This is a genomic window from Streptomyces sp. NPDC041784 (genome assembly GCF_055591025.1).
In genome coordinates this window covers 323,919-342,941 of sequence record NZ_JBVJAB010000002.1, presented here as the reverse complement: position 1 = coordinate 342,941, position 19,023 = coordinate 323,919, and the positions used below count along the sequence as shown (strand labels likewise).

The 19,023-nt window shown below is 71.9% G+C and carries 18 protein-coding genes; 13 read left to right on the top strand and 5 right to left on the bottom strand.

The window, feature by feature from the left end; all coding sequences use genetic code 11:
* Position 1 precedes the first annotated feature (1 nt).
* Positions 2 to 1,639, top strand: a complete 1,638-nt coding sequence (locus tag ACZ6D7_RS05220) for a GMC oxidoreductase (protein WP_469483653.1) — start codon at positions 2 to 4, stop codon at positions 1,637 to 1,639.
* 17 nt (positions 1,640 to 1,656) lie between these two features.
* Here ACZ6D7_RS05220 and ACZ6D7_RS05215 read toward each other — a convergent pair whose 3' ends face one another.
* Complete coding sequence (locus tag ACZ6D7_RS05215) at positions 1,657 to 3,453, bottom strand: AMP-dependent synthetase/ligase (RefSeq protein ID WP_469483650.1); 1,797 nt, start codon at positions 3,451 to 3,453, stop codon at positions 1,657 to 1,659.
* A 338-nt stretch (positions 3,454 to 3,791) separates the two neighbouring features.
* On the opposite strand from ACZ6D7_RS05215, the gene ACZ6D7_RS05210 reads away from it, so the two are divergent.
* The 6 genes from ACZ6D7_RS05210 to ACZ6D7_RS05185 all read left to right on the top strand — a co-directional run bounded on the left by ACZ6D7_RS05210 (position 3,792) and on the right by ACZ6D7_RS05185 (position 8,957).
* A complete protein-coding gene (locus tag ACZ6D7_RS05210; RefSeq protein ID WP_469484545.1) occupies positions 3,792 to 4,547 on the top strand; it encodes a metallophosphoesterase family protein in 756 nt (251 codons plus the stop codon).
* A 140-nt stretch (positions 4,548 to 4,687) separates the two neighbouring features.
* The gene (locus tag ACZ6D7_RS05205; RefSeq protein ID WP_469483648.1) at positions 4,688 to 5,131 is read left to right on the top strand and encodes an SRPBCC family protein; all 444 of its coding nucleotides are present in this window, start codon (positions 4,688 to 4,690) and stop codon (positions 5,129 to 5,131) included.
* 61 nt (positions 5,132 to 5,192) lie between these two features.
* Positions 5,193 to 6,365, top strand: a complete 1,173-nt coding sequence (locus tag ACZ6D7_RS05200; protein WP_469483645.1) for an ArsA family ATPase — start codon at positions 5,193 to 5,195, stop codon at positions 6,363 to 6,365.
* 120 nt (positions 6,366 to 6,485) lie between these two features.
* Positions 6,486 to 6,983, top strand: a complete 498-nt coding sequence (locus ACZ6D7_RS05195) for a DUF5304 domain-containing protein (RefSeq protein WP_469483642.1) — start codon at positions 6,486 to 6,488, stop codon at positions 6,981 to 6,983.
* A 125-nt stretch (positions 6,984 to 7,108) separates the two neighbouring features.
* A complete protein-coding gene (locus ACZ6D7_RS05190; protein WP_469483641.1) occupies positions 7,109 to 8,062 on the top strand; it encodes an ROK family glucokinase in 954 nt (317 codons plus the stop codon).
* 148 nt (positions 8,063 to 8,210) lie between these two features.
* Positions 8,211 to 8,957 carry an endonuclease/exonuclease/phosphatase family protein gene (locus ACZ6D7_RS05185; protein WP_469483638.1) on the top strand — a complete coding sequence of 249 codons (747 nt, stop codon included), beginning with the start codon at positions 8,211 to 8,213 and terminating at the stop codon, positions 8,955 to 8,957.
* A gap of 10 nt (positions 8,958 to 8,967) precedes the next feature.
* Here ACZ6D7_RS05185 and ACZ6D7_RS05180 read toward each other — a convergent pair whose 3' ends face one another.
* Together ACZ6D7_RS05180 and ACZ6D7_RS05175 are read right to left on the bottom strand one after the other, a co-directional pair.
* Complete coding sequence (locus tag ACZ6D7_RS05180) at positions 8,968 to 9,666, bottom strand: hypothetical protein (protein WP_469483635.1); 699 nt, start codon at positions 9,664 to 9,666, stop codon at positions 8,968 to 8,970.
* A complete protein-coding gene (locus ACZ6D7_RS05175; RefSeq protein ID WP_469483633.1) occupies positions 9,659 to 10,438 on the bottom strand; it encodes an alpha/beta hydrolase in 780 nt (259 codons plus the stop codon). The genes ACZ6D7_RS05180 and ACZ6D7_RS05175 overlap by 8 nt, the downstream gene beginning before the upstream one ends.
* Before the next feature lie 159 nt (positions 10,439 to 10,597).
* Here ACZ6D7_RS05175 and ACZ6D7_RS05170 point away from each other — a divergent pair, with 159 nt between their 5' ends.
* Genes ACZ6D7_RS05170 through ACZ6D7_RS05150 form a run of 5 tightly spaced genes read left to right on the top strand, consistent with a single transcriptional unit; the run spans position 10,598 to position 15,414 of the window.
* Positions 10,598 to 11,356: a lysophospholipid acyltransferase family protein gene (locus ACZ6D7_RS05170; protein WP_469483631.1), complete on the top strand. Its 759-nt coding sequence runs from the start codon at positions 10,598 to 10,600 to the stop codon at positions 11,354 to 11,356.
* Positions 11,357 to 11,382: 26 nt separating this feature from the next.
* Positions 11,383 to 12,606 (top strand): MacS family sensor histidine kinase, encoded by a 1,224-nt coding sequence (gene macS, locus ACZ6D7_RS05165; protein ID WP_469483628.1) that lies wholly within the window; start codon positions 11,383 to 11,385, stop codon positions 12,604 to 12,606.
* Positions 12,603 to 13,280 carry a response regulator gene (locus ACZ6D7_RS05160; protein ID WP_469483625.1) on the top strand — a complete coding sequence of 226 codons (678 nt, stop codon included), beginning with the start codon at positions 12,603 to 12,605 and terminating at the stop codon, positions 13,278 to 13,280. Before macS ends, ACZ6D7_RS05160 begins: the two co-directional genes overlap by 4 nt.
* A gap of 53 nt (positions 13,281 to 13,333) precedes the next feature.
* Complete coding sequence (locus ACZ6D7_RS05155) at positions 13,334 to 14,362, top strand: 6-phosphofructokinase (protein WP_469483623.1); 1,029 nt, start codon at positions 13,334 to 13,336, stop codon at positions 14,360 to 14,362.
* Positions 14,363 to 14,418: 56 nt separating this feature from the next.
* A complete protein-coding gene (locus tag ACZ6D7_RS05150; RefSeq protein WP_469483620.1) occupies positions 14,419 to 15,414 on the top strand; it encodes a 2-hydroxyacid dehydrogenase in 996 nt (331 codons plus the stop codon).
* Here the strand turns inward: ACZ6D7_RS05150 and ACZ6D7_RS05145 are convergent.
* Both ACZ6D7_RS05145 and ACZ6D7_RS05140 read right to left on the bottom strand, forming a co-directional pair.
* Complete coding sequence (locus tag ACZ6D7_RS05145) at positions 15,366 to 17,285, bottom strand: anthranilate synthase family protein (protein ID WP_469483618.1); 1,920 nt, start codon at positions 17,283 to 17,285, stop codon at positions 15,366 to 15,368. The genes ACZ6D7_RS05150 and ACZ6D7_RS05145 overlap by 49 nt on opposite strands.
* A 93-nt stretch (positions 17,286 to 17,378) precedes the next feature.
* A complete protein-coding gene (locus ACZ6D7_RS05140; protein ID WP_078912442.1) occupies positions 17,379 to 17,435 on the bottom strand; it encodes a trp operon leader peptide in 57 nt (18 codons plus the stop codon).
* Positions 17,436 to 17,531: 96 nt separating this feature from the next.
* Between ACZ6D7_RS05140 and ACZ6D7_RS05135 the strand changes: the two genes are divergently transcribed.
* Positions 17,532 to 18,884 (top strand): class II 3-deoxy-7-phosphoheptulonate synthase, encoded by a 1,353-nt coding sequence (locus ACZ6D7_RS05135; RefSeq protein WP_469483615.1) that lies wholly within the window; start codon positions 17,532 to 17,534, stop codon positions 18,882 to 18,884.
* Positions 18,885 to 19,023: the final 139 nt, after the last annotated feature.

The following is a 19,023-nucleotide window of genomic DNA, read 5'->3' as shown; positions in this document are numbered from 1 at the left end:
CATGACAGTCAAACTGATTGAGCGTCAGCTGACGAGACGTCAAATCCTTGGTATGGCCGCCCTCCAGACGGCGGCCACCCTCGGCTTCACCCGCATCGGCCTTCAGTCGGCCCGTGCGGCGGAGCCCGCCGCGGTCGAGTCCGCACCCGCCGTCGTCATCGGCTCCGGCTATGGCGCCGCCGTCGCCGCCCTGCGCCTCGGCCAGGCCGGCATCCGCACCCTCGTCCTCGAGATGGGCCGGCTGTGGAACACCGCCGGCACCGACGGCAAGGTCTTCTGCAACACCGCCACCCCCGACCGGCGCTCCATGTGGTTCCGTACCCGCACCGAGGCGCCCCTGGCCAGCTTCCTGTGGCTGGACGTCGTCAACAAGGACATCGACCCCTACCCCGGCGTCCTGGACCGGGTGCACTACGGCGGCATGTCCGTCTTCGTGGGCCGCGGGGTCGGCGGCGGCTCCCTGGTCAACGGCTCGATGGCGGTCACCCCGCTCCAGTCCTACTTCGCCGAGCAGTTCCCGACCGTGGACACCGCGGAGATGTACGGCACGTACTTCCCGCGCGCCCGCGCCATGCTCGGCGTCAACACCATCGACCCCGCCTGGTTCGAGTCGACCGAGTGGTACCGGTTCAGCCGGATCTCCCGCAAGCACGCGGTGAAGGCCGGCCTGCGGACCACCTTCGTGCCCAGCGTCTACGACTTCGGGTACATGCGGCGCGAGGCCGCCGGCAGCGCCACGAGGTCGGCCCTCGGCCAGGAGGTCATCTACGGCAACAACCACGGCAAACGCAGCCTCGACAAGACCTATCTGGCGGCGGCGCTGGGCACCGGCAACGTCACCGTCCACACCCTGGAGAAGGTGCGCGCCATCAGCCGGGAGAGCGACGGCACCTGGCTGCTGACCGCCGACCGGATCGACGAGACAGGCGCCGTCGTCGAGACCAAGCAGTACGGCTGCACCTACCTCTTCCTCGGCGCCGGCAGCCTGGGGACGAGCGAACTGCTGGTCCGGGCCCGGGAGACGGGCACGCTCCCGGCCCTGGACGCGAGCGTCGGGGCCGGCTGGGGGCCCAACGGGAACGTGATGCTCGGACGGGCCAACCATCTGTGGGACACCGTCGGCGCCCACCAGTCGACCATGCCGGTGATGGGCATCGACGACTGGGCCAACACCGCCAACCCCGTCTTCGCCGAGATCGCCCCGCTGCCGACGGGGCTGGAGCACTGGGTCAGCCTGTATCTGGCGATCACCAAGAACCCGCAGCGCGCCTCGTTCACGTACGACAGCACGACCGGCTCGGTGCGGCTGGGCTGGACGGCGGCCCAGAGCGCCGTCTCCTCCGCCATGGCGAAGAACCTGTTCGACCGGATCAACAGGGCGAACGCGACCATCTACCGCTACGACCTCTTCGGCACCCCCAGCAGGGTCTTCGCCGACGACTTCACCTACCACCCGCTCGGCGGCTGTGTGCTGGGGAAGGCGACCGACGACTACGGCCGGGTGAAGGGGTATCCGAGGCTGTACGTCACCGACGGCTCGCTGGTGCCCGGCAACATCGGGGTCAACCCGTTCGTCACCATCACCGCGCTCGCCGAACGCACGATGGCGCGGGTCCTCGCCGAGGACACCGCGCCATGAACGTCGTACCCGCCTGACTACTTGGCGTAGATCGCCTCGATCTCCGCCGCGTAGTCCTTCGCCACGACGTTGCGCTTGAGCTTCAGCGACGGCGTGAGATGGCCCGTGTCCTCCGTGAACTGGGAGGAGAGAATGCGGAACTTCCGCACCGATTCCGCCTTCGACACCGCGGCGTTGCCGTCGTCGATCGCCGACTGGATGGCGGCCTGAAGGTCCGCGTCCTCCCGCAGCGACGCCGCGGTGGAACCCGCGGGCTTGCCGTGCTCGGCGGCCCAACGGCCCAGGAACTCCTCGTCGATGGTGACCAGCGCGCCCACGAACGGCCGCCCGTCGCCCACCACCATGCACTCCGCGACCAGCGCGTGCGCCCGGATCCGGTCCTCGATCACCGCCGGGGCGACGTTCTTGCCGCCCGCCGTGACGATGATCTCCTTCTTGCGGCCGGTGATCCGCAGATAGCCGTCCTCGTCCAGGGTGCCGATGTCACCCGTGTGGAACCAGCCGTCGGCCAGCGCCTCGGCGGTCGCGCCCGGGTTGTTCCAGTACTCCTTGAACAGGTGCTCGCCGTGCAGCAGCACCTCCCCGTCGTCCGCGATCCGCACCACCGAGCCCGGCAGCGGCTGCCCGACCGTGCCGATCTTCTGCCGGTCCCACGGGTTGAAGGCGGTCGCCGCACAGGACTCCGTCAGGCCGTAGCCCTCCAGGACGGTGAAGCCGATCCCGCGGAAGAAGTGGCCGAGGCGCTCGCCCAGCGGGGCGCCGCCCGAGATCGCGTACTCGCCGCGGCCGCCGAGCACCGCGCGCAGCTTGCTGTAGACCAGCTTGTCGAAGACCTTGTGCTTGATCTTCAGGCCGAGGGACGGACCGGACGGCAGGTCCAGCGCCTTGCTGTACGCGATCGCGGTGTCCGCCGCCTTGTCGAAGATCGCGCCCTTGCCGTCGGCCTGCGCCTTGGCCCGGGCCGAGTTGTAGACCTTCTCGAAGACCCGCGGCACGCCGAGGATCAGCGTCGGCCGGAAGGACGCCAGCTCGTCCGTGAGGTTCTTGATGTCCGGGACCGTGCCCAGCTTGATCGGCGCCATCATCGGGGCGATCTGCACCAGCCGGCCGAAGACGTGCGCCAGCGGCAGGAAGAGCAGCACGCTGCACTCGCCCGTACGGAACAGCGGACGCAGCCGCTCCACGACGTTCCCGCACTCGGCGAAGAAGCTGCGGTGGGTGAGCACACAGCCCTTGGGCCGGCCGGTCGTGCCGGACGTGTAGACGATGGTCGCCGGGTCGTCGGCCTTGGCGAGCGAGCTGCGCTCCTCGACCGTGGCGTCGGAGACGTCCTTGCCGAGCCGCCCGAGCTCCTCGACGCCACCGCCCTCGATCTGCCAGATGTGCTTCAGCGTCGGCAGCGTGTCGCGCACCGACTCCACGGCCGCCGTGTGGGTGTCCAGCTCCACGACGATCGCGGTCGCGCCCGAGTCGGAGAGGATCCACTGCACCTGCTCCGGCGAGCTGGTCTCGTACACCGGCACGGTGACCGCGCCCGCGCACCAGATCGCGAAGTCGAGCAGCGTCCACTCGTAACGGGTGCGCGACATCAGGCCGACCCGGTCGCCCGGCTGCACCCCGGAGGCGATGAGTCCCTTGGCGGCGGCGTGCACCTCGGCCAGGAAGGCCGTCGCGGTCACGTCCTGCCAGACACCGCCCGCCTTGCGCGCGATGACGGCGACGTCGGGATGCTGCGCGGCGTTTCTGCGGACGATGTCGGTCAGATTGCCGTCCGCAGGGACCTCGTACAAAGCCGGAAGGCTGAACTCGCGCAAGACTGCTGCTCCTCATAGGGCGCCGGCGCCACGACGTTGTGTGATGCGACGGTGCGGTCCAAGGCTCGGGCTGGTGCTCGGGGACTTCGATCGTTGAAATCCTGAGCACGACTGGACTGCCCGGACGTTACCCGCCGGTATGGCTCTTCGACAGGGGGGCCCGTCGAGATGTTCGCTGCGTCACACAGATTGGTGTTTCCTCGCGCACAGTAGTCCACCCCTTTACTGACTGGCCAGTAACCGCTATTCCCGCCGCCACTGTTCACGTATGCCGCACACGCCTACCCTTGATCGACATGTCATCCACACCGTCCGGAAACCGCCGGAACCGCGTGCATGTGGTCAGTGACGTGCACGGCAACGCCCGTGACCTCGCCCGCGCCGGGGAGGGCGCCGACGCGTTGATCTGTCTGGGCGACCTCGTCCTCTTCCTCGACTACGCCGACCACTCCCGCGGGATCTTCCCCGACCTCTTCGGTGTGGAGAACGCGGACCGGATCGTGGAGCTGCGCACGGCCCGCCGCTTCGCGGAGGCCCGCGAACTCGGCGCCCGCCTCTGGGGCGGCGTCGAAGGAGACCGGGCCGCCGTGATCGAGCAGGCCGTGCGCAAGCAGTACGCCGAGATGTTCCCCGCCTTCCCGACCCCGACGTACGCCACCTACGGCAATGTCGACATACCGCAGCTGTGGCGCGAGTACGCCGGACCCGGCACCACTGTCCTGGACGGCGAGCGCGTGGAGATCGGCGGCCGGGTCTTCGGCTTCGTCGGCGGCGGCCTGCGAACCCCCATGCGCACCCCGTACGAGATCAGCGACGAGGAGTACGCCGCGAAGATCGAGGCCGTCGGCGAGGTCGACGTGCTGTGCACCCACATCCCGCCGGAGGTCCCCGAACTCGTCTACGACACCGTCGCGCGCCGCTTCGAGCGGGGCAGCCGCGCCCTGCTGGACGCCATCCGCCGCACCCGCCCGCGCTACTCCCTCTTCGGACACGTCCATCAGCCGCTGGCGCGACGGATGCGGATCGGGGCGACCGAGTGCGTGAACGTGGGGCACTTCGCCGGGAGCGGCACGCCGTGGGTGCTCCAGTGGTGACCCGGCCGCGACCTGACGCCGGGTGAAGTCGGCTGGTCGGGCGCGCGGTAGCCTTCACGCTGCACACACGTGCGCCCCCAGGCGCGCACGGTGACCTCTCTCCCGGTCTTGACCGGCCAGCATCCGGAGGAGCCACGGCGATGGCGGAACACACCAGCTCGAGCATCACGATCGAGGCGGCACCGGCCGACGTCATGGCGGTCATCGCCGACTTCGCCCGCTACCCCGACTGGACCGGCGAGGTGAAGCAGGCCGAGGTCCTCAAGGAGGACGAGCAGGGCCGCGCCGAACAGGTGCGCCTGGTCATGGACGCCGGCGCCATCAAGGACGACCAGGTCCTCGGCTACACCTGGACCGGTGAGCACGAGGTGTCCTGGACCCTGGTGAAGTCCCAGATGCTCCGCCAGCTCGACGGCTCCTACCTCCTCAAGCCGGCCGGCGCGGGCGCGACCGAGGTCACCTACCAGCTGACCGTCGACGTCAAGATCCCCATGCTGGGCATGATCAAGCGCAAGGCGGAGAAGGTCATCATCGACCGGGCGCTGGCGGGACTGAAGAAGCGGGTGGAGTCGAAGAGCCGGTAGCCGCCGCGGCCGACGGCGCCCGGCACCGCCCGCACCTTCGCCGACGGTACGGTTCACCCCCATGCACACCCTCCTGATCACCGGCCCCGGCGGCAGCGGACGTACGACCGTCGCCGCCGCCACCGCACAGCGCGCGGCGGCGACCGGCACCCGGACCCTCGTCCTCAGTGCCGACCGCACCGACACCCTCGGCGCCGCGCTGGGCGTACGGACCGGCCCGGAGCCGGTGGCGGCCGGCCCGGGGCTCACCGCCTGGCGGCCCGACGCCGCCGCCGGCTTCCGGGACGACCTCGCCGGATTCCAGGAGCGTGCCACCGGCGTCCTCGACCTGCTCGGCGCCTCCCGGCTCGACCCCGAGGAGGTCACCCCCCTCCCCGGCGCCGAGGAGCTGACCCTGCTGCGCGCGCTGCGTGACGCCGCCCTCACCGACGCCCACGACCTCCTCGTCGTCGACCTGCCGCCCGTCCCGCAGGCCCTCGCCCTTCTCGCCCTCCCCGAGGAACTCCGCCGCTATCTGCGCCGCCTCCTCCCGCCGGAACGCCAGGCCGCCCGCGCCCTGCGCCCCATCCTCGGCCGCCTCGCCGGCGTGCCCATGCCCGCCGAGTGGCTGTACGAGACGACCGCGCGGTGGGACCTGGAGCTGGCCGCCGTGGAGGCCGTCCTCGCCGACCGGCACACCGCCGTACGGCTCGTCGCCGAACCGGGGCCGGCCGGCGCCGACGCCGTCCGGGACGCCCGGCTCGGCCTCGCCCTGCGCGGCCTGCCCGTCGAGTCGCTGGTCGCCAACCGGATCCTGCCGGAGACGGCCGACGGCGACGACCACGACGGCCCGCTCGGCCGGCTCGCCGTCCAGCAGCGCAAGACCCTGGGGGAGTGGGGCGCGGCGGGGACCGTCGCCCACCTCGGGCACGACCCGCGCGGCGCCGACGACCTCGCCGCGCTCGACGTGCCCGCCGTCAACCCGAGGACGTCCCCGGTCGAGTGGCCCGTCACCGACCACCTCGCGGCGGACGGGGTGCTCGTCTGGCACCTCCCGCTGCCCGGCGCCATACGCGAGGAGCTGGACCTGATCCGGCGCGGCGACGAACTCGTGGTCACCGCCGGGCCCTTCCGCCGGATCGTCGCGCTGCCCTCCGCCCTGCGCCGCTGCACCGTCGCCGGCGCCGCCCTGCTCGACGGGGAGCTGCGCATCCGGTTCGCGCCGGATCCCGGACTGTGGCCGCGCAGCACGTGAGCCGCGCAGCACGTGAAGCGGGTACCGCCGTTCGGGTACCGTCGTAGGGACGAGCCGTCGTCGGGCGCCCGCACCGGGCGCCGCAGCAAGGCATCCGTCAGGAGTCACCGGGAGTCCGTCATGAGCGAAGAGCCCCCCACGCCCGACGCCGCCGGGGAAGAGGCCGTGGCCGAGGAGCCTCGCGCGAGCGACGCCGACGCCTGGGCCACCGCCTGCGCCGAGGATCTCGAGCGCGAGAAGGCCCGCCGGCGGGCCGAACAGGGCCGGCCGCCGGGCTCGGCCGCCGAGGAGCTGCGCAAGCTCGTCGACGCGGTCACCGACAAGCTCTCCGCTCTTCAGTCCCCGCTGCTCGGCGCGGTCGCCGGACCGGCCGCCCAGCAGGTGGTGCGCCAGGTCGTCCAGCAGGCCAGGGCCGCCGTCGAGCCGGTCGTCGAGCGCAACCCCGACGTCTTCGACCACCTCGCGGCGGCCGGCAGCGAACTCCTCGCCGCGTACCGCTCCGCGGTCCAGCACCAGGAACACCGCTGGACCACCGGCGAGGAGCACCCCCGCGACGCCCGGGATCTGGACGACCGCGGGGACGACTCCGGCCCGGGCCAGCGCATCGACTTGGACTGACTGTCCTCCTGAGCACCTGCCGCCAGGTTCCCGCAGGCCTGCCCGCCGGGCGGACGACGGGAACCTGGCGGCAGGTGCTCGGGTACGGTTGGCCGTAGCGGGGCTCGACCGAAACTGAGGGATTCATGGGACTCACCATCGGCGTCGACATCGGCGGCACGAAGATCGCGGCCGGCGTGGTCGACGAGGAAGGCAACATCCTCTCGACCTTCAAGGTGCCGACCCCGAGCACGCCCGAGGCCATCGTGGACGCCATCGCCTCGGCGGTGGAGGGCGCGAGCGCCGGCCACGAGATCGTCGGCGTGGGCATCGGAGCGGCGGGCTACGTCAACCGGCAGCGGTCCACCGTCTACTTCGCACCCAACATCGACTGGCGCAACGAGCCGCTGAAGGAGAAGGTCGAGGCGCGCGTCGGCCTGCCGGTCGTCGTGGAGAACGACGCCAACGCCGCGGCCTGGGGCGAATACAAGTTCGGCGCGGGCAAGGGCCACCGCAACGTCATCTGCATCACGCTCGGCACCGGCCTCGGCGGCGGCATCATCATCGGCAACAAACTGCGCCGCGGCCACTTCGGCGTCGCCGCCGAGTTCGGCCACATCCGCATGGTGCCGGACGGCCTGCTGTGCGGTTGCGGCTCGCAGGGCTGCTGGGAGCAGTACGCCTCCGGCCGCGCCCTGGTGCGCTACGCCAAGCAGCGCGCCAACGCCACCCCCGAGCGCGCCGAGGCCCTGCTGGGCCTGGGCGACGGCACCCCGGACGGCATCGAGGGCAAGCACATCTCCATGGCCGCCCGCCAGGGCGACCCGGTCGCCGTCGACTCCTACCGCGAGCTGGCCCGCTGGGCCGGCGCCGGCCTCGCCGACCTCGCCTCCCTCTTCGACCCCTCCGCGTTCATCGTCGGCGGCGGCCTCTCCGACGAGGGCGACCTGGTCCTCGACCCGATCCGCACGTCGTACAAGCGCTGGCTGGTCGGCGGCAACTGGCGCCCGGTGGCCGATGTGATCGCCGCCCAGCTGGGCAACAAGGCGGGTCTGGTGGGCGCGGCGGACCTGGCCCGGGAGCCCGACCCGATCATGTGACGCGCACTTCTCGGGGTGGCGAGGGTGCCACCCCAGGGGCGCGGGGCTGTGTGAACATGCGGCTCCACCGCGGACGCGACAAGCCGGAACGAACCGGATGTCGCGCACAAACCTCGCGCCCCGGGCTGTTCGGCGTACATTGACGACCATGACGCCGCTCCCCAACTCCCGGACCGAGCCCGACGGTTCGGCCGTCCTCCGCGTCCTCGGCTACAACATCCGCTCGATGAGGGACGACACCGCCGCCCTCGCCCGCGTGATCACCGCCTGCGCCCCCGATCTGGTCCTCGTCCAGGAGTCCCCGATCTTCTTCCGCTGGCGCAAGAAACTGGCCCGCCTCGCCGCCGCCACCGGCCAGGTGATCCTCACCGGCGGCGGCACGGCCGCGGGCCCCGCGATCCTGTGCTCGCTGCGCGCCACGGTCGAACGCACCGAGGACGTGCTCCTGCCGCTCACACCCGGACTGCACCGGCGCGGCCTCGCCACCGCGGTCGTCCGCTTCGCCGGTGCCCGGCTCGGTGTCCTGAGCTGTCATCTGAGCCTGGAGCGCGGGGAGCGCTACGAGCAGGGCGGCATGCTCCTCGACCGGCTCGCCGGGATGGGCGTGGAGCACGCGGTCGCGGGCGGCGATCTCAACGAGCGGCCCGACGGACGCACCTTCGCCCGCCTGGCCGCCGGTCTCCAGGACTGCCGTACGGCCGCCCCCTGGGGCGCCGAGCACACCTTCCCGGCCACCGCGCCGGACCGCCGTATCGACGCGCTGTTCGTGACGAAGGGCGTGGAGGTGCTGGGCTGCGGGGTGCCGCGCGACCTGCCCGGGATCACCGAGAGCGACCTGAGGGCGGCCACGGACCATCTGCCGGTCCTGGCCGCCCTCAGGGTTCCCGCCGGTTAGAGGTTGTCCCTCAGACGACGGCTCCCCGCCCGGGGTCGCCGTCGTCCTCGTCGTCCGGCCGCATCCGCATCACCAGGGTGGCGAAGCCGCCGAGGAAGCCGCCGACGCAGAGCGTGGTCAGCCACCAGGTCATGTCCCAGCCGAGCAGTATCGCGAGCAGCAGCAGGACCGGCCCGCCGATCACACCGAGCCAGGCGAACTTGGCGGTGGTGTCGGCGGCCGGCAGCGGCGGCGGCTCCGGCGGCACGAAGTGGCCCTCGTCGTCCTCGTCGAAGTCCTCGTCGGCCGGCTCGGGCGCCGTGTAGTCGCGCGGGCCGACGCCGGGCGCGAAGGAGACGGAGCTGCCCAGCGGTTTGGCCGGTTTCCTCTCCTCGCCCGGCTCCTCGGCGGGGTCCGTGCCGGGCTCGTCCCCGGTGCCCTTGCCGGGAGAGTCCCTGTCGGTGTCCTTGCCGGATCCCTTACCGGACGCCCCGGGCTCGCCGTCGTTGGCCGGGACCTCCAGCAGGGCCAGGTCCTCGATCGACTTGAAGGGCTTGGCGCCCGGCGGGTCCGGCGGCTCCTCGCCGTACCCCGCGACGATCGCCGCCCACGCGGCCGCCTCGTCGAAGGGGACGTGCTGCTCCTGCGGCTCGTGGCCCTCCCGGGCGTTCGGACCGTCCCGCTCGTCCCGGTTCTCCCGGTCCTCGCGATCGGAGTCGTGCTCAGCCACCTACGGCCGTCCCTTCCTTGCCGACACTGGGCGCGATCCGGGCGATGAACGCGTAGCTCTCCTCGAAGATCCGGTCCGCATCGTGGTCCAACGTTGCCACGTGGTAGCTCTGTTCCAGCAGGATCTCGGTCACGTCCGTGGACGACACCCGGCCCAGGATCCGGGCCGAGTCGGCGGCCGGCACCACATGGTCGCGGACACTGCGCAGAAGCAGCAGCGGCTGGGTGACCTGCGGCAGCTCGCCGTCGACCTGCCGGAAGAACAGCCGCAGCGAGTGCGCGGCGTGCAGCGGCACCCGCTCGTACCCCGTCTCCACGACGCCGGCCTTCGCGATGTCGCTCACGATCCCCCGCGTCGACCTGACGAGATGCCGGGCCACCGGAAGGGCGTACGAGGACAGGCCGTGCACCTTGTTCGCCGGGTTGACGACGATCACGCCCTCGACATCCGCGCCGTGCTTCGCGGCCAGCCGCAGGGCCAGGGTGCCGCCCATCGACAGCCCGGCCACGAAGACCCTGGAGCAGCGGGCGCGCAGGGCGCGCAGCTCGCGGTCCACCTCCGCGTACCAGTCGGGCCAGCCGGTGAGGGCCATGTCCTCCCAGCGGGTGCCGTGCCCCGGCAGCAGCGGCAGCGAGACGGTGAGACCATGCCCGGCCAGATACCGGGCCCAGGGGCGCAACGACTGGGGCGAACCGGTGAAGCCGTGACAGAGCAGGACCCCGACCTCCCCGCCCTCGTGGCGGTACGGCTCGGCTCCAGGAAGGACCGGCACTTCGGTCTCCTGTCCGTGAGAAATGGGTGAACGCGTCCAGGTGTGGTTCACCGTACGCGACGGCACTGACACCGACCAGGCCCGTCGGGTTCTTCGGCGCCACTCCGGGTTAAGGTCTGATCTACACATACAGGAGGCACTCGGTTGTTGTACGGCGCGATGAAGGTCGCTATCGGAGGACCGCTGAAGGTCACCTTCAGACCCTGGGTGGAGGGGCTGGAGAACATCCCCGCCGAGGGCCCCGCGATCCTCGCGAGCAACCACCTGTCCTTCTCCGACTCGTTCTTCCTGCCGGCGGTCCTGGACCGCAAGGTCACCTTCATCGCGAAGGCCGAGTACTTCACCACGCCCGGTGTGAAGGGCCGGCTCACGGCGGCCTTCTTCAAGGGCGTCGGCCAGCTCCCGGTGGACCGCTCGGGAGCCCGCGGCGCGGGTGAGGCCGCGATCAAGAGCGGGATAGACGTCCTGGAGCGCGGCGAGCTGTTCGGCATCTACCCGGAGGGCACCCGCTCCCCGGACGGCCGCCTCTACCGCGGCAAGCCCGGCGGCCTCGCGCGCGTGGCCCTCGCCACCGGCGCGCCCGTGATCCCGGTCGCCATGATCGACACCGAGAAGATCCAGCCGCCGGGGAAGGTCCTGCCGAAGGTGATGCGGCCCGGCATCCGGATCGGCAAGCCGCTGGACTTCAGCCGCTACCAGGGCATGGACCACGACCGCTTCGTGCTGCGCGCGCTGACCGACGAGGTCATGTACGAGATCATGAAGCTCTCCGGGCAGGAGTACGTCGACATGTACGCGACCGCCGCCAAGCGGCAGATCGCGGACGCGGCGAAGGCCGAGAAGGAGGCCGAGAAGGCCGCGAAGGCGGCGCTCGCGCAGGCCGAGAAGGACCAGGCGAAGAAGGAACACGACCAGTAGTCCGGGGGCGGGCGGCGGGGGGACGGATGGCCAGGCGCGAGAGAGTCATGAGGATGTCGGTCGAGCTGCCGCTGTGGCGCGCGCTCGCCGGCTACCGGGTCATGACCCTGCTGTACGCGGTCGGCCTGTTCGCCTCCGCCTACGACGACTACGACCGGGCCGGCCTCGCCATCGGCTATTACGCCCTCCTGACCGTCTGGACGCTCGCCACTCTGCCCCGGGTGCAGAACGCGGCGGCCTGCACCAAACGCTTCCTCGCCGTCGACCTCGCCATCGCGCTCACCGGCATCGTCCTGACCCCGCTGGTCGCGAGCGAGCAGCACATCCAGGACGGCGGGCCCACCCTGCCCTCGATATGGACGGCCGGCTCGGTCCTCGCGTTCGCGATCAAGGGCGGCTGGCGCTGGGCCGCGTTCGCCTCCACCCCCGTCGCCGTCGCCAACCTGATCGAGCGGGGCCACCCCGCCCGCGACACCGTCCACAACGTGATCCTGGTCTGGGTCGCCTCCATCGCCATCGGATACGTCGTCGAGGTCGCCCGCGCCTCCGAGCGCACCCTGGCCCGCGCGCTGGAGATCGAGGCCGCCACCCGGGAACGGGAGCGGCTCGCCCGGGACATCCACGACAGCGTGCTCCAGGTGCTCGCCATGGTCCAGCGGCGGGGCGCGGTCATCGGCGGCGAGGCGGCCGAGCTGGGCCGGATGGCCGGTGAGCAGGAGGTCGCGCTGCGCACCCTGGTCTCGGGCGGTCTGATGCCGGTCTCCCGGGTGTCGCAGGACCTCGCCGAGGGCGCGGTCGTGATCGCCGTCGAGGAACCGGACGAGGACACCGACGGCGGCACCGTGGACCTGCGCTCCCTCCTCGCCCCGTACGCCGCCGCCCGGGTCAGCCTCGCCGAGCCCGGTGCCCCGGTGCCGCTGGAGCCGGCCGCCGCCCGGGAGCTGGCCGCGGCCGTCGGAGCCGCGCTGGACAACGTCCGCAGGCACGCCGGCGACGACGCCCGCGCCTGGATCCTGGTGGAGGACGAGCCCGACGCGGTGATCGTCACCGTCCGGGACGACGGGCCGGGCATCCCCGAGGGGCGGCTCGCGCAGGCCGAGGGCGAGGGGCGGATGGGAGTGGCCCTCTCGATCCGGGGGCGGCTGCGCGATCTCGGCGGCAGCGCCGAGCTGATCTCGATTCCGGGTCAGGGCACGGAGGTCGAGCTGACGGTACCGAAGGTCTCCCGGGGGAAGGCGGAGCAGCGATGAGTGAACAGCGGGATCCGATCAGGGTGATGGTGGTCGACGACCACCCCATGTGGCGCGACGCGGTCGCCCGGGACCTCGCCGACTCCGGCTTCGACGTGGTCGCCACCGCGGGCGACGGTGAGCAGGCCGTGCGCCGGGCCAAGGCCACCACGCCCGACGTCCTCGTGCTGGACCTGAACCTGCCCGCGAAGCCGGGTGTCCAGGTGTGCAAGGAGGTCGTCGCCGCCGACCCGGCGCTGCGGGTCCTGGTGCTGTCCGCGAGCGGTGAGCACGCCGATGTGCTGGAGGCGGTGAAGTCCGGCGCGACCGGCTATCTGCTGAAGTCGGCGTCCACGGAGGAACTGCTGGACGCGGTGCGCCGGACGGCTGTAGGCGACCCGGTGTTCACCCCGGGCCTGGCCGGCCTGGTCCTCGGCGAGTACCGCCGGCTGGCCTCGGACCCGGGCCCGACGGCCGGCCCCGACGAGCCGGACGCGCCGCGGCTGACCGACCGGGAGACCGAGGTGCTGCGCCTGGTGGCCAAGGGCCTGAGCTACAAGCAGATCGCCGAGCGGCTGGTCATCTCCCACCGCACGGTGCAGAACCACGTCCAGAACACGCTCGGCAAGCTCCAGCTGCACAATCGGGTGGAGCTGGTCCGGTACGCCATAGAGCGGGGCCTCGACGACGAGTGAGACGCGCGCCACACTGACCCTTCGTCAGGCAACCGCGGCGAAGGGACTGTTCCATGCGCGTCGGAGTGCTGACCGGAGGCGGCGACTGCCCCGGCCTCAACGCCGTCATCCGGGCCGTCGTCCGCAAGGGCGTCCAGGAATACGGCCATGACTTCGTCGGCTTCCGGGACGGCTGGCGGGGTCCGCTCGAAGGGCGGTCGGTCCGCCTGGACATCCCGGCCGTGCGCGGCATCCTGCCGCGCGGCGGCACGATCCTCGGCTCCTCGCGGACCAACCCCCTCAAGGAGGAGGACGGCATCCGCCGGATCAAGGACACGCTCGCCCGGCAGGAGATAGGCGCGCTCATCACGATCGGCGGCGAGGACACCCTCGGCGTCGCCGCGCGCCTGTCCGGGGAGTACGGGGTGCCCTGTGTCGGCGTGCCGAAGACGATCGACAACGACCTGTCCGCCACCGACTACACCTTCGGCTTCGACACCGCCGTCGGGATCGCCACCGAGGCCATCGACCGGCTGCACACCACCGCCGAGTCCCACATGAGGGTCCTGGTGGTCGAGGTGATGGGCCGTCACGCCGGCTGGATCGCGCTCCACTCGGGCCTGGCCGGCGGCGCCAACGTGATCCTCATCCCCGAGCAGCGCTTCGACATCGACCAGGTGTGCGCCTGGGTGACCTCCCGTTTCCGGGCCTCGTACGCGCCGATCGTGGTCGTCGCCGAGGGCGCCATGCCGAAGGACGGCGATCTGGTCCTCAAGGACGGCTCGCTGGACTCCTTCGGACATGTCCGGCTCTCCGGTGTCGGCGAGTGGCTGGCCAAGGAGATCGAGCGGCGCACCGGGAAGGAGGCCCGTACGACCGTCCTCGGCCACGTCCAGCGCGGCGGGACCCCCAGTGCCTTCGACCGCTGGCTCGCCACCCGCTTCGGCCTGCACGCCGTCGACGCCGTCCACGAGGGCGACTTCGGCGCGATGGTCGCCCTGCGCGGCACGGACATCGTCCGGGTGCCGATCGCCGAGGCGACCGCGCGGCTGAAGACGGTGGACCCGGGGCTGTACGCGGAGGTGGGGGTGTTCTTCGGCTGACGGCCGAAGGGGAAGTCGTATATTCGGGCCCCTAACCTGATGAAACGGGAGCGGTGATGGAGATCCTCGCGTTCGGCGTCCAGGCCGACGAGAAGCCCCTGATCGAGCGGGCCTTCGCCGGTCACCACGAGGTCCGCTGCCTCGACGTCTTCCTGAACGAGGACACCGCCCCCATCGCGACCGGCTACGAGGCCGTCTCCACCAGCGTCAACGCCGTCCTCGACGGCCGTGTCCTGCAGATCCTCGCGGCCGGCGGGACCCGGATGATCGCCCAGCGCTCCACCGGCTTCAACAACATCGATCTGGCCGTGGCCGAGAGCCTCGGCCTCACGGTCGCCCGGGTCTCGTACTACTCGCCGTACTCGGTCGCCGAGTTCGCCTGGACCCTGGCCATGGCGGTCAACCGCCGGGTCGTCCGCGCCTCCGTCCGCACCCGCGACTTCGACTTCCGGCTCGACGGGCTGATGGGCCGGGACATGCACGGCCGCACGGTCGGGGTGCTGGGCACCGGCAAGATCGGCGAGGCGTTCTCCCGGATCGCCCACGGTTTCGGCATGCGCCTGCTCGGCTGGGACGTCGCCGAGAACCCCGCCTGCATGGAACTCGGCATGAGGTACGTCGCCAAGGACCAGCTCCTCGCCGAGTCCGACCTGGTCACCCTGCACGTGCCCCTGATGCCCGAGACCCAGCACCTCATCGACGCCACCGCCCTGAAGGCTATGAAGGACGACGCGATCCTGGTGAACTCCAGCCGCGGCGGCCTGATCGACACCGCGGCCCTCGTCGCCGAACTGCGCGAGGGCCGCTTCACGGGCGTCGGCCTCGACGTCTACGAGGCGGAGGCGGGCCTGTTCTACGTCGACCGGTCCCTGGAGACCGTCGAGGACGACACCCTGGCCCGCCTCGTCACCTTCCCGAACGTCCTGGTCACCTCCCACCAGGCGTACTACACCGAGGACGCCGTCGGCCAGATCATCGACGCCACGGTGAAGAACATCCTGGACTACAGCGCGGGCCGCCGCTCGGAGAACGTGCTCGTCCCGCGCAGCTGAGTCACCAGCTCCCGCACGATCGCCGCCCCGTTCAGCGTCAGCACCGACTCCGGGTGGAACTGCACCCCGGCGACCGCGTTCCTGGGCGCGCCCGCGGCACGACCCGGCGCCCGCAGCGCGTGCACCTCCCCGTTCGCCGCCCGGCTCACCTCCACGCCGCGGGCCGCGAGAGCGGCCGCCGTCTCGTCGTCGCACCGCGCCACGAAGCTGTTGTAGAACCCGACGGTCTCCTGGCGCCCGAACAGCTCCACCACCGTCTGTGCCCCCTGGTACGGCACCTCCTTGCGCACGATGTCCAGCCCCAGCTCCGCCGCGATCAGCTCGTGCCCGAGGCAGACGCCGAGGACACCGTGCCGGTGCTCCCGGATCACCAGGGCGGTCAGGTCCCGCAGGAACCGCATCTTCGGGTCGGTGAGATCCGACGGGTCACCGGGGCCGGGGCCCAGCACGAGGGGCCCCTCGTGCGCGAGCACCGCCGCCCGCAGCCCGGGTTCGTCGTAGCGCCGGATGCTCACGTCCAGGCCGCTCGACCGCAGCACGTGCGCGAGCATCGCCGTGAAGGTGTCCTCGCCGTCGACGACCAGCGCGTGCCCCGCCAGGGCGTCCGTCCGCTCCTGCATCCGCAGCCAGAACGGCGCCAGCGAGGCCCGCCGCCCGTCCAGCGCCGCCCGCACCCGGGGATCCTCGGCGAGCCCGGGGCGCGTGTGCTCCGCCCGGGGCCTGCCCGGCCGTACGCCCAGCGCCGCCAGCACACCCGCCGCCTTCGCGTGCGTCTCCGCGACCTCGCCCGCCGGGTCCGAGCCCCGCACCAGCGTGGCGCCCACCGGCACCCGCAGCCGGCCGGCCGCGTCGATGTCGGCGGTCCGGATGAGGATGGGGGAGTCCAGGGTCTGCGCCCCGCCCGAGTCCCGCCCCAGCAGGGCCAGCGCCCCCGCGTAGTAGCCGCGCCCGCCGGCCTCGTGCCGCTCGATGACCCGGCAGGCGTTCTGCACGGGTGAGCCGGTGACGGTCGCCGCGAACAGCGTCTCCCGGAGCACCTCCCGCACGTCCAGCGAGGACTTCCCGCGCAGCTCGTACTCGGTGTGCGCGAGGTGCGCCATCTCCTTCAGCCGGGGACCGACCACCACCCCGCCCATGTCGCCGACCGTGCACATCATCTTGAGCTCCTCGTCGACGACCATCGACAGCTCCTCGATCTCCTTGCCGTCCGCGAGGAAGCCGAGCAGATGCTCCGGGGTGGGCCCTTCTGCCGGATAGCGGTACGTCCCGCTGATCGGGTTCATCACGACCGTCCCGCCGGACATCCGCACATGCACCTCCGGGCTGGCCCCGACCAGGGTGCGCCCACCCGTCCCGTCCCCGGTGTGCACGACGAACGTCCAGTACGCGCCCCGCTCACCCTCGAGGAGCCGCCGGAACAGCGCGAGCGCGTCGCCCCGTCCGAACCCGGCGATCTCCCCCTCGTACGTCCGCCGGATGACGAAGTTCGCGCCCTCGCCCCGCCCGATCTCCTCCCGCAGCACCCGGCCGACGATCTCCCCGTACTCCTCGTCGCCGACGTCGAAGCCGCCGCCCTCGACGCGCACGTCATGGGACGGCAGCTGCCGCAGCGCTTCGGCGAGCGGGACGGCGTACCGCTCCTCGGGGGTGAGGACGGCGAGCGGGGTGCCGTCGTCGCGGACGTCGAAGCCGCGCTCGCGGATCTGCCGGAAGGGCACGAGCGCCAGCCCCTCGTCGGGGAGGTCGGCGAGCCGGTCGTACGTGGTGACGGGGCCGACGAGGACCTCCACCGTGTCCGCGTCGTGGCCGGGGGTGCGGCGGCGGAGCAGGGCGAAGGGGCGGGGATCGGCGAGGAGGTCGAGCAACTGCATGGGTCCGTCTTCCTTCTGGAGAGGAGGAACGGACCCCGGAAACGCCGAAGGCCGCCCCTCGGGCGGCCTTCGCGAAGTCGTGCGTACGCGCAGTCAGTGGGCCGCCGGATGAGCGGTCCACCACCAGTTCTGGGTCGAAAGCGCGAACATGCGAGGCACCCTACCCCACGCGCACCTGAGCGGGAGTGCGTCTCACCTGTCGAGCCAGGGAGAAAACGACTCGACACGACCCCGTAATGTGGGGGTGTGACCGTGAACGCTAAGACCGGCCCGAGCGCCGGCAACACCTGGCGAGACCTGCCCGCGGCGCAGCAGCCCGAGTACCCCGACCCCGAGGCTCTGCGCGCAGTCGTTGCGGAGCTGGAGTCGTATCCGCCGCTCGTCTTCGCGGGCGAGTGCGACCAGCTGCGCGCCCGGATGGCGGCCGTCGCCAAGGGAGAGGCGTTCCTCCTCCAGGGCGGCGACTGCGCCGAGGCCTTCGACGCGGTGTCGGCCGACCACATCCGCAACAAGCTGAAGACCCTGCTCCAGATGGGCGCCGTGCTGACGTACGCCGCGTCCGTGCCGGTCGTGAAGGTCGGCCGGATCGCCGGCCAGTACTCCAAGCCGCGCTCCAAGCCCACCGAGACCCGCGACGGCGTCACGCTGCCGACCTACCGGGGCGACTCGGTCAACGGCTTCGACTTCACCGAGGCCGCCCGGATTCCGGACCCCGAGCGCCTGAAGCGCATGTACCACGCCTCGGCGTCCACGCTGAACCTGGTGCGCGCCTTCACCACCGGCGGCTACGCCGACCTGCGCCAGGTGCACGCCTGGAACCAGGACTTCGTGAAGTCGTCCCCGTCCGGCCAGCGCTACGAGCAGCTGGCGCGCGAGATCGACAACGCGCTGCACTTCATGCGGGCCTGCGGGACGGACCCGGAGGAGTTCAAGACCGTCGAGTTCTACTCCTCGCACGAGGCGCTGCTCCTCGACTACGAGGCCGCGCTGACCAGGGTCGACTCCCGCACCGGCCAGCTGTACGACGTCTCCGGCCACATGGTGTGGATCGGTGAGCGCACCCGGCAGCTGGACCACGCGCACATCGAGTTCGCCTCGCGGATCCGCAACCCGATCGGCATCAAGCTCGGCCCGAGCACCACGGCCGAGGAGGCGCTGCAGTACATCGATCGCCTCGACCCCGACCGTGAGCCCGGCCGGCTGACCTTCATCGTCCGCATGGGCGCCGACAAGGTCCGCGACAAGCTGCCGGAGCTGGTGGAGAAGGTCACCGCCTCGGGCGCGACCGTCGCCTGGGTCACCGACCCGATGCACGGCAACACCTTCGAGGCGGCCTCGGGCCACAAGACCCGCCGCTTCGACGACGTGCTCGACGAGGTCAAGGGCTTCTTCGAGGTCCACAAGGGCCTCGGCACCCACCCCGGCGGCATCCACGTCGAGCTGACCGGCGACGACGTCACCGAGTGCGTGGGCGGCGGCGACGAGATCTTCGTCGACGACCTGCACCAGCGCTACGAGACGGCCTGCGACCCGCGGCTGAACCGCAGCCAGTCCCTGGACCTGGCGTTCCTCGTCGCGGAGATGTACCGGGACCAGTAGGGGTTCCCCGGCACCGGAACCAGGAGTGGGGGGGGGGGGGGGGGGGGGGGGGGGGGGGGGGCCGGGGGGGCGGGGGGGGGGGGGGGTGGGGGGGGGGGGGGGGGGGAGGGGGGGGGGGGAGGGGGGGGGGGGGGGGAAG

Bases quoted from the DNA above. Each gene is read 5' to 3' on its own strand.
- ACZ6D7_RS05220 (WP_469483653.1), top strand. From the start codon at position 2: ATGACAGTCAAACTGATTGAGCGTCAGCTGACGAGACGTCAAATCCTT.
- ACZ6D7_RS05205 (WP_469483648.1), top strand. From the start codon at position 4,688: ATGGCGGAACACACCAGCTCGAGCATCACGATCGAGGCGGCACCGGCC.
- ACZ6D7_RS05200 (WP_469483645.1), top strand. From the start codon at position 5,193: ATGCACACCCTCCTGATCACCGGCCCCGGCGGCAGCGGACGTACGACC.
- ACZ6D7_RS05195 (WP_469483642.1), top strand. From the start codon at position 6,486: ATGAGCGAAGAGCCCCCCACGCCCGACGCCGCCGGGGAAGAGGCCGTG.
- ACZ6D7_RS05190 (WP_469483641.1), top strand. From the start codon at position 7,109: ATGGGACTCACCATCGGCGTCGACATCGGCGGCACGAAGATCGCGGCC.
- ACZ6D7_RS05185 (WP_469483638.1), top strand. From the start codon at position 8,211: ATGACGCCGCTCCCCAACTCCCGGACCGAGCCCGACGGTTCGGCCGTC.
- ACZ6D7_RS05170 (WP_469483631.1), top strand. From the start codon at position 10,598: ATGAAGGTCGCTATCGGAGGACCGCTGAAGGTCACCTTCAGACCCTGG.
- macS (WP_469483628.1), top strand. From the start codon at position 11,383: ATGGCCAGGCGCGAGAGAGTCATGAGGATGTCGGTCGAGCTGCCGCTG.
- ACZ6D7_RS05160 (WP_469483625.1), top strand. From the start codon at position 12,603: ATGAGTGAACAGCGGGATCCGATCAGGGTGATGGTGGTCGACGACCAC.
- ACZ6D7_RS05155 (WP_469483623.1), top strand. From the start codon at position 13,334: ATGCGCGTCGGAGTGCTGACCGGAGGCGGCGACTGCCCCGGCCTCAAC.
- ACZ6D7_RS05150 (WP_469483620.1), top strand. From the start codon at position 14,419: ATGGAGATCCTCGCGTTCGGCGTCCAGGCCGACGAGAAGCCCCTGATC.
- ACZ6D7_RS05145 (WP_469483618.1), bottom strand. From the start codon at position 17,285: ATGCAGTTGCTCGACCTCCTCGCCGATCCCCGCCCCTTCGCCCTGCTC.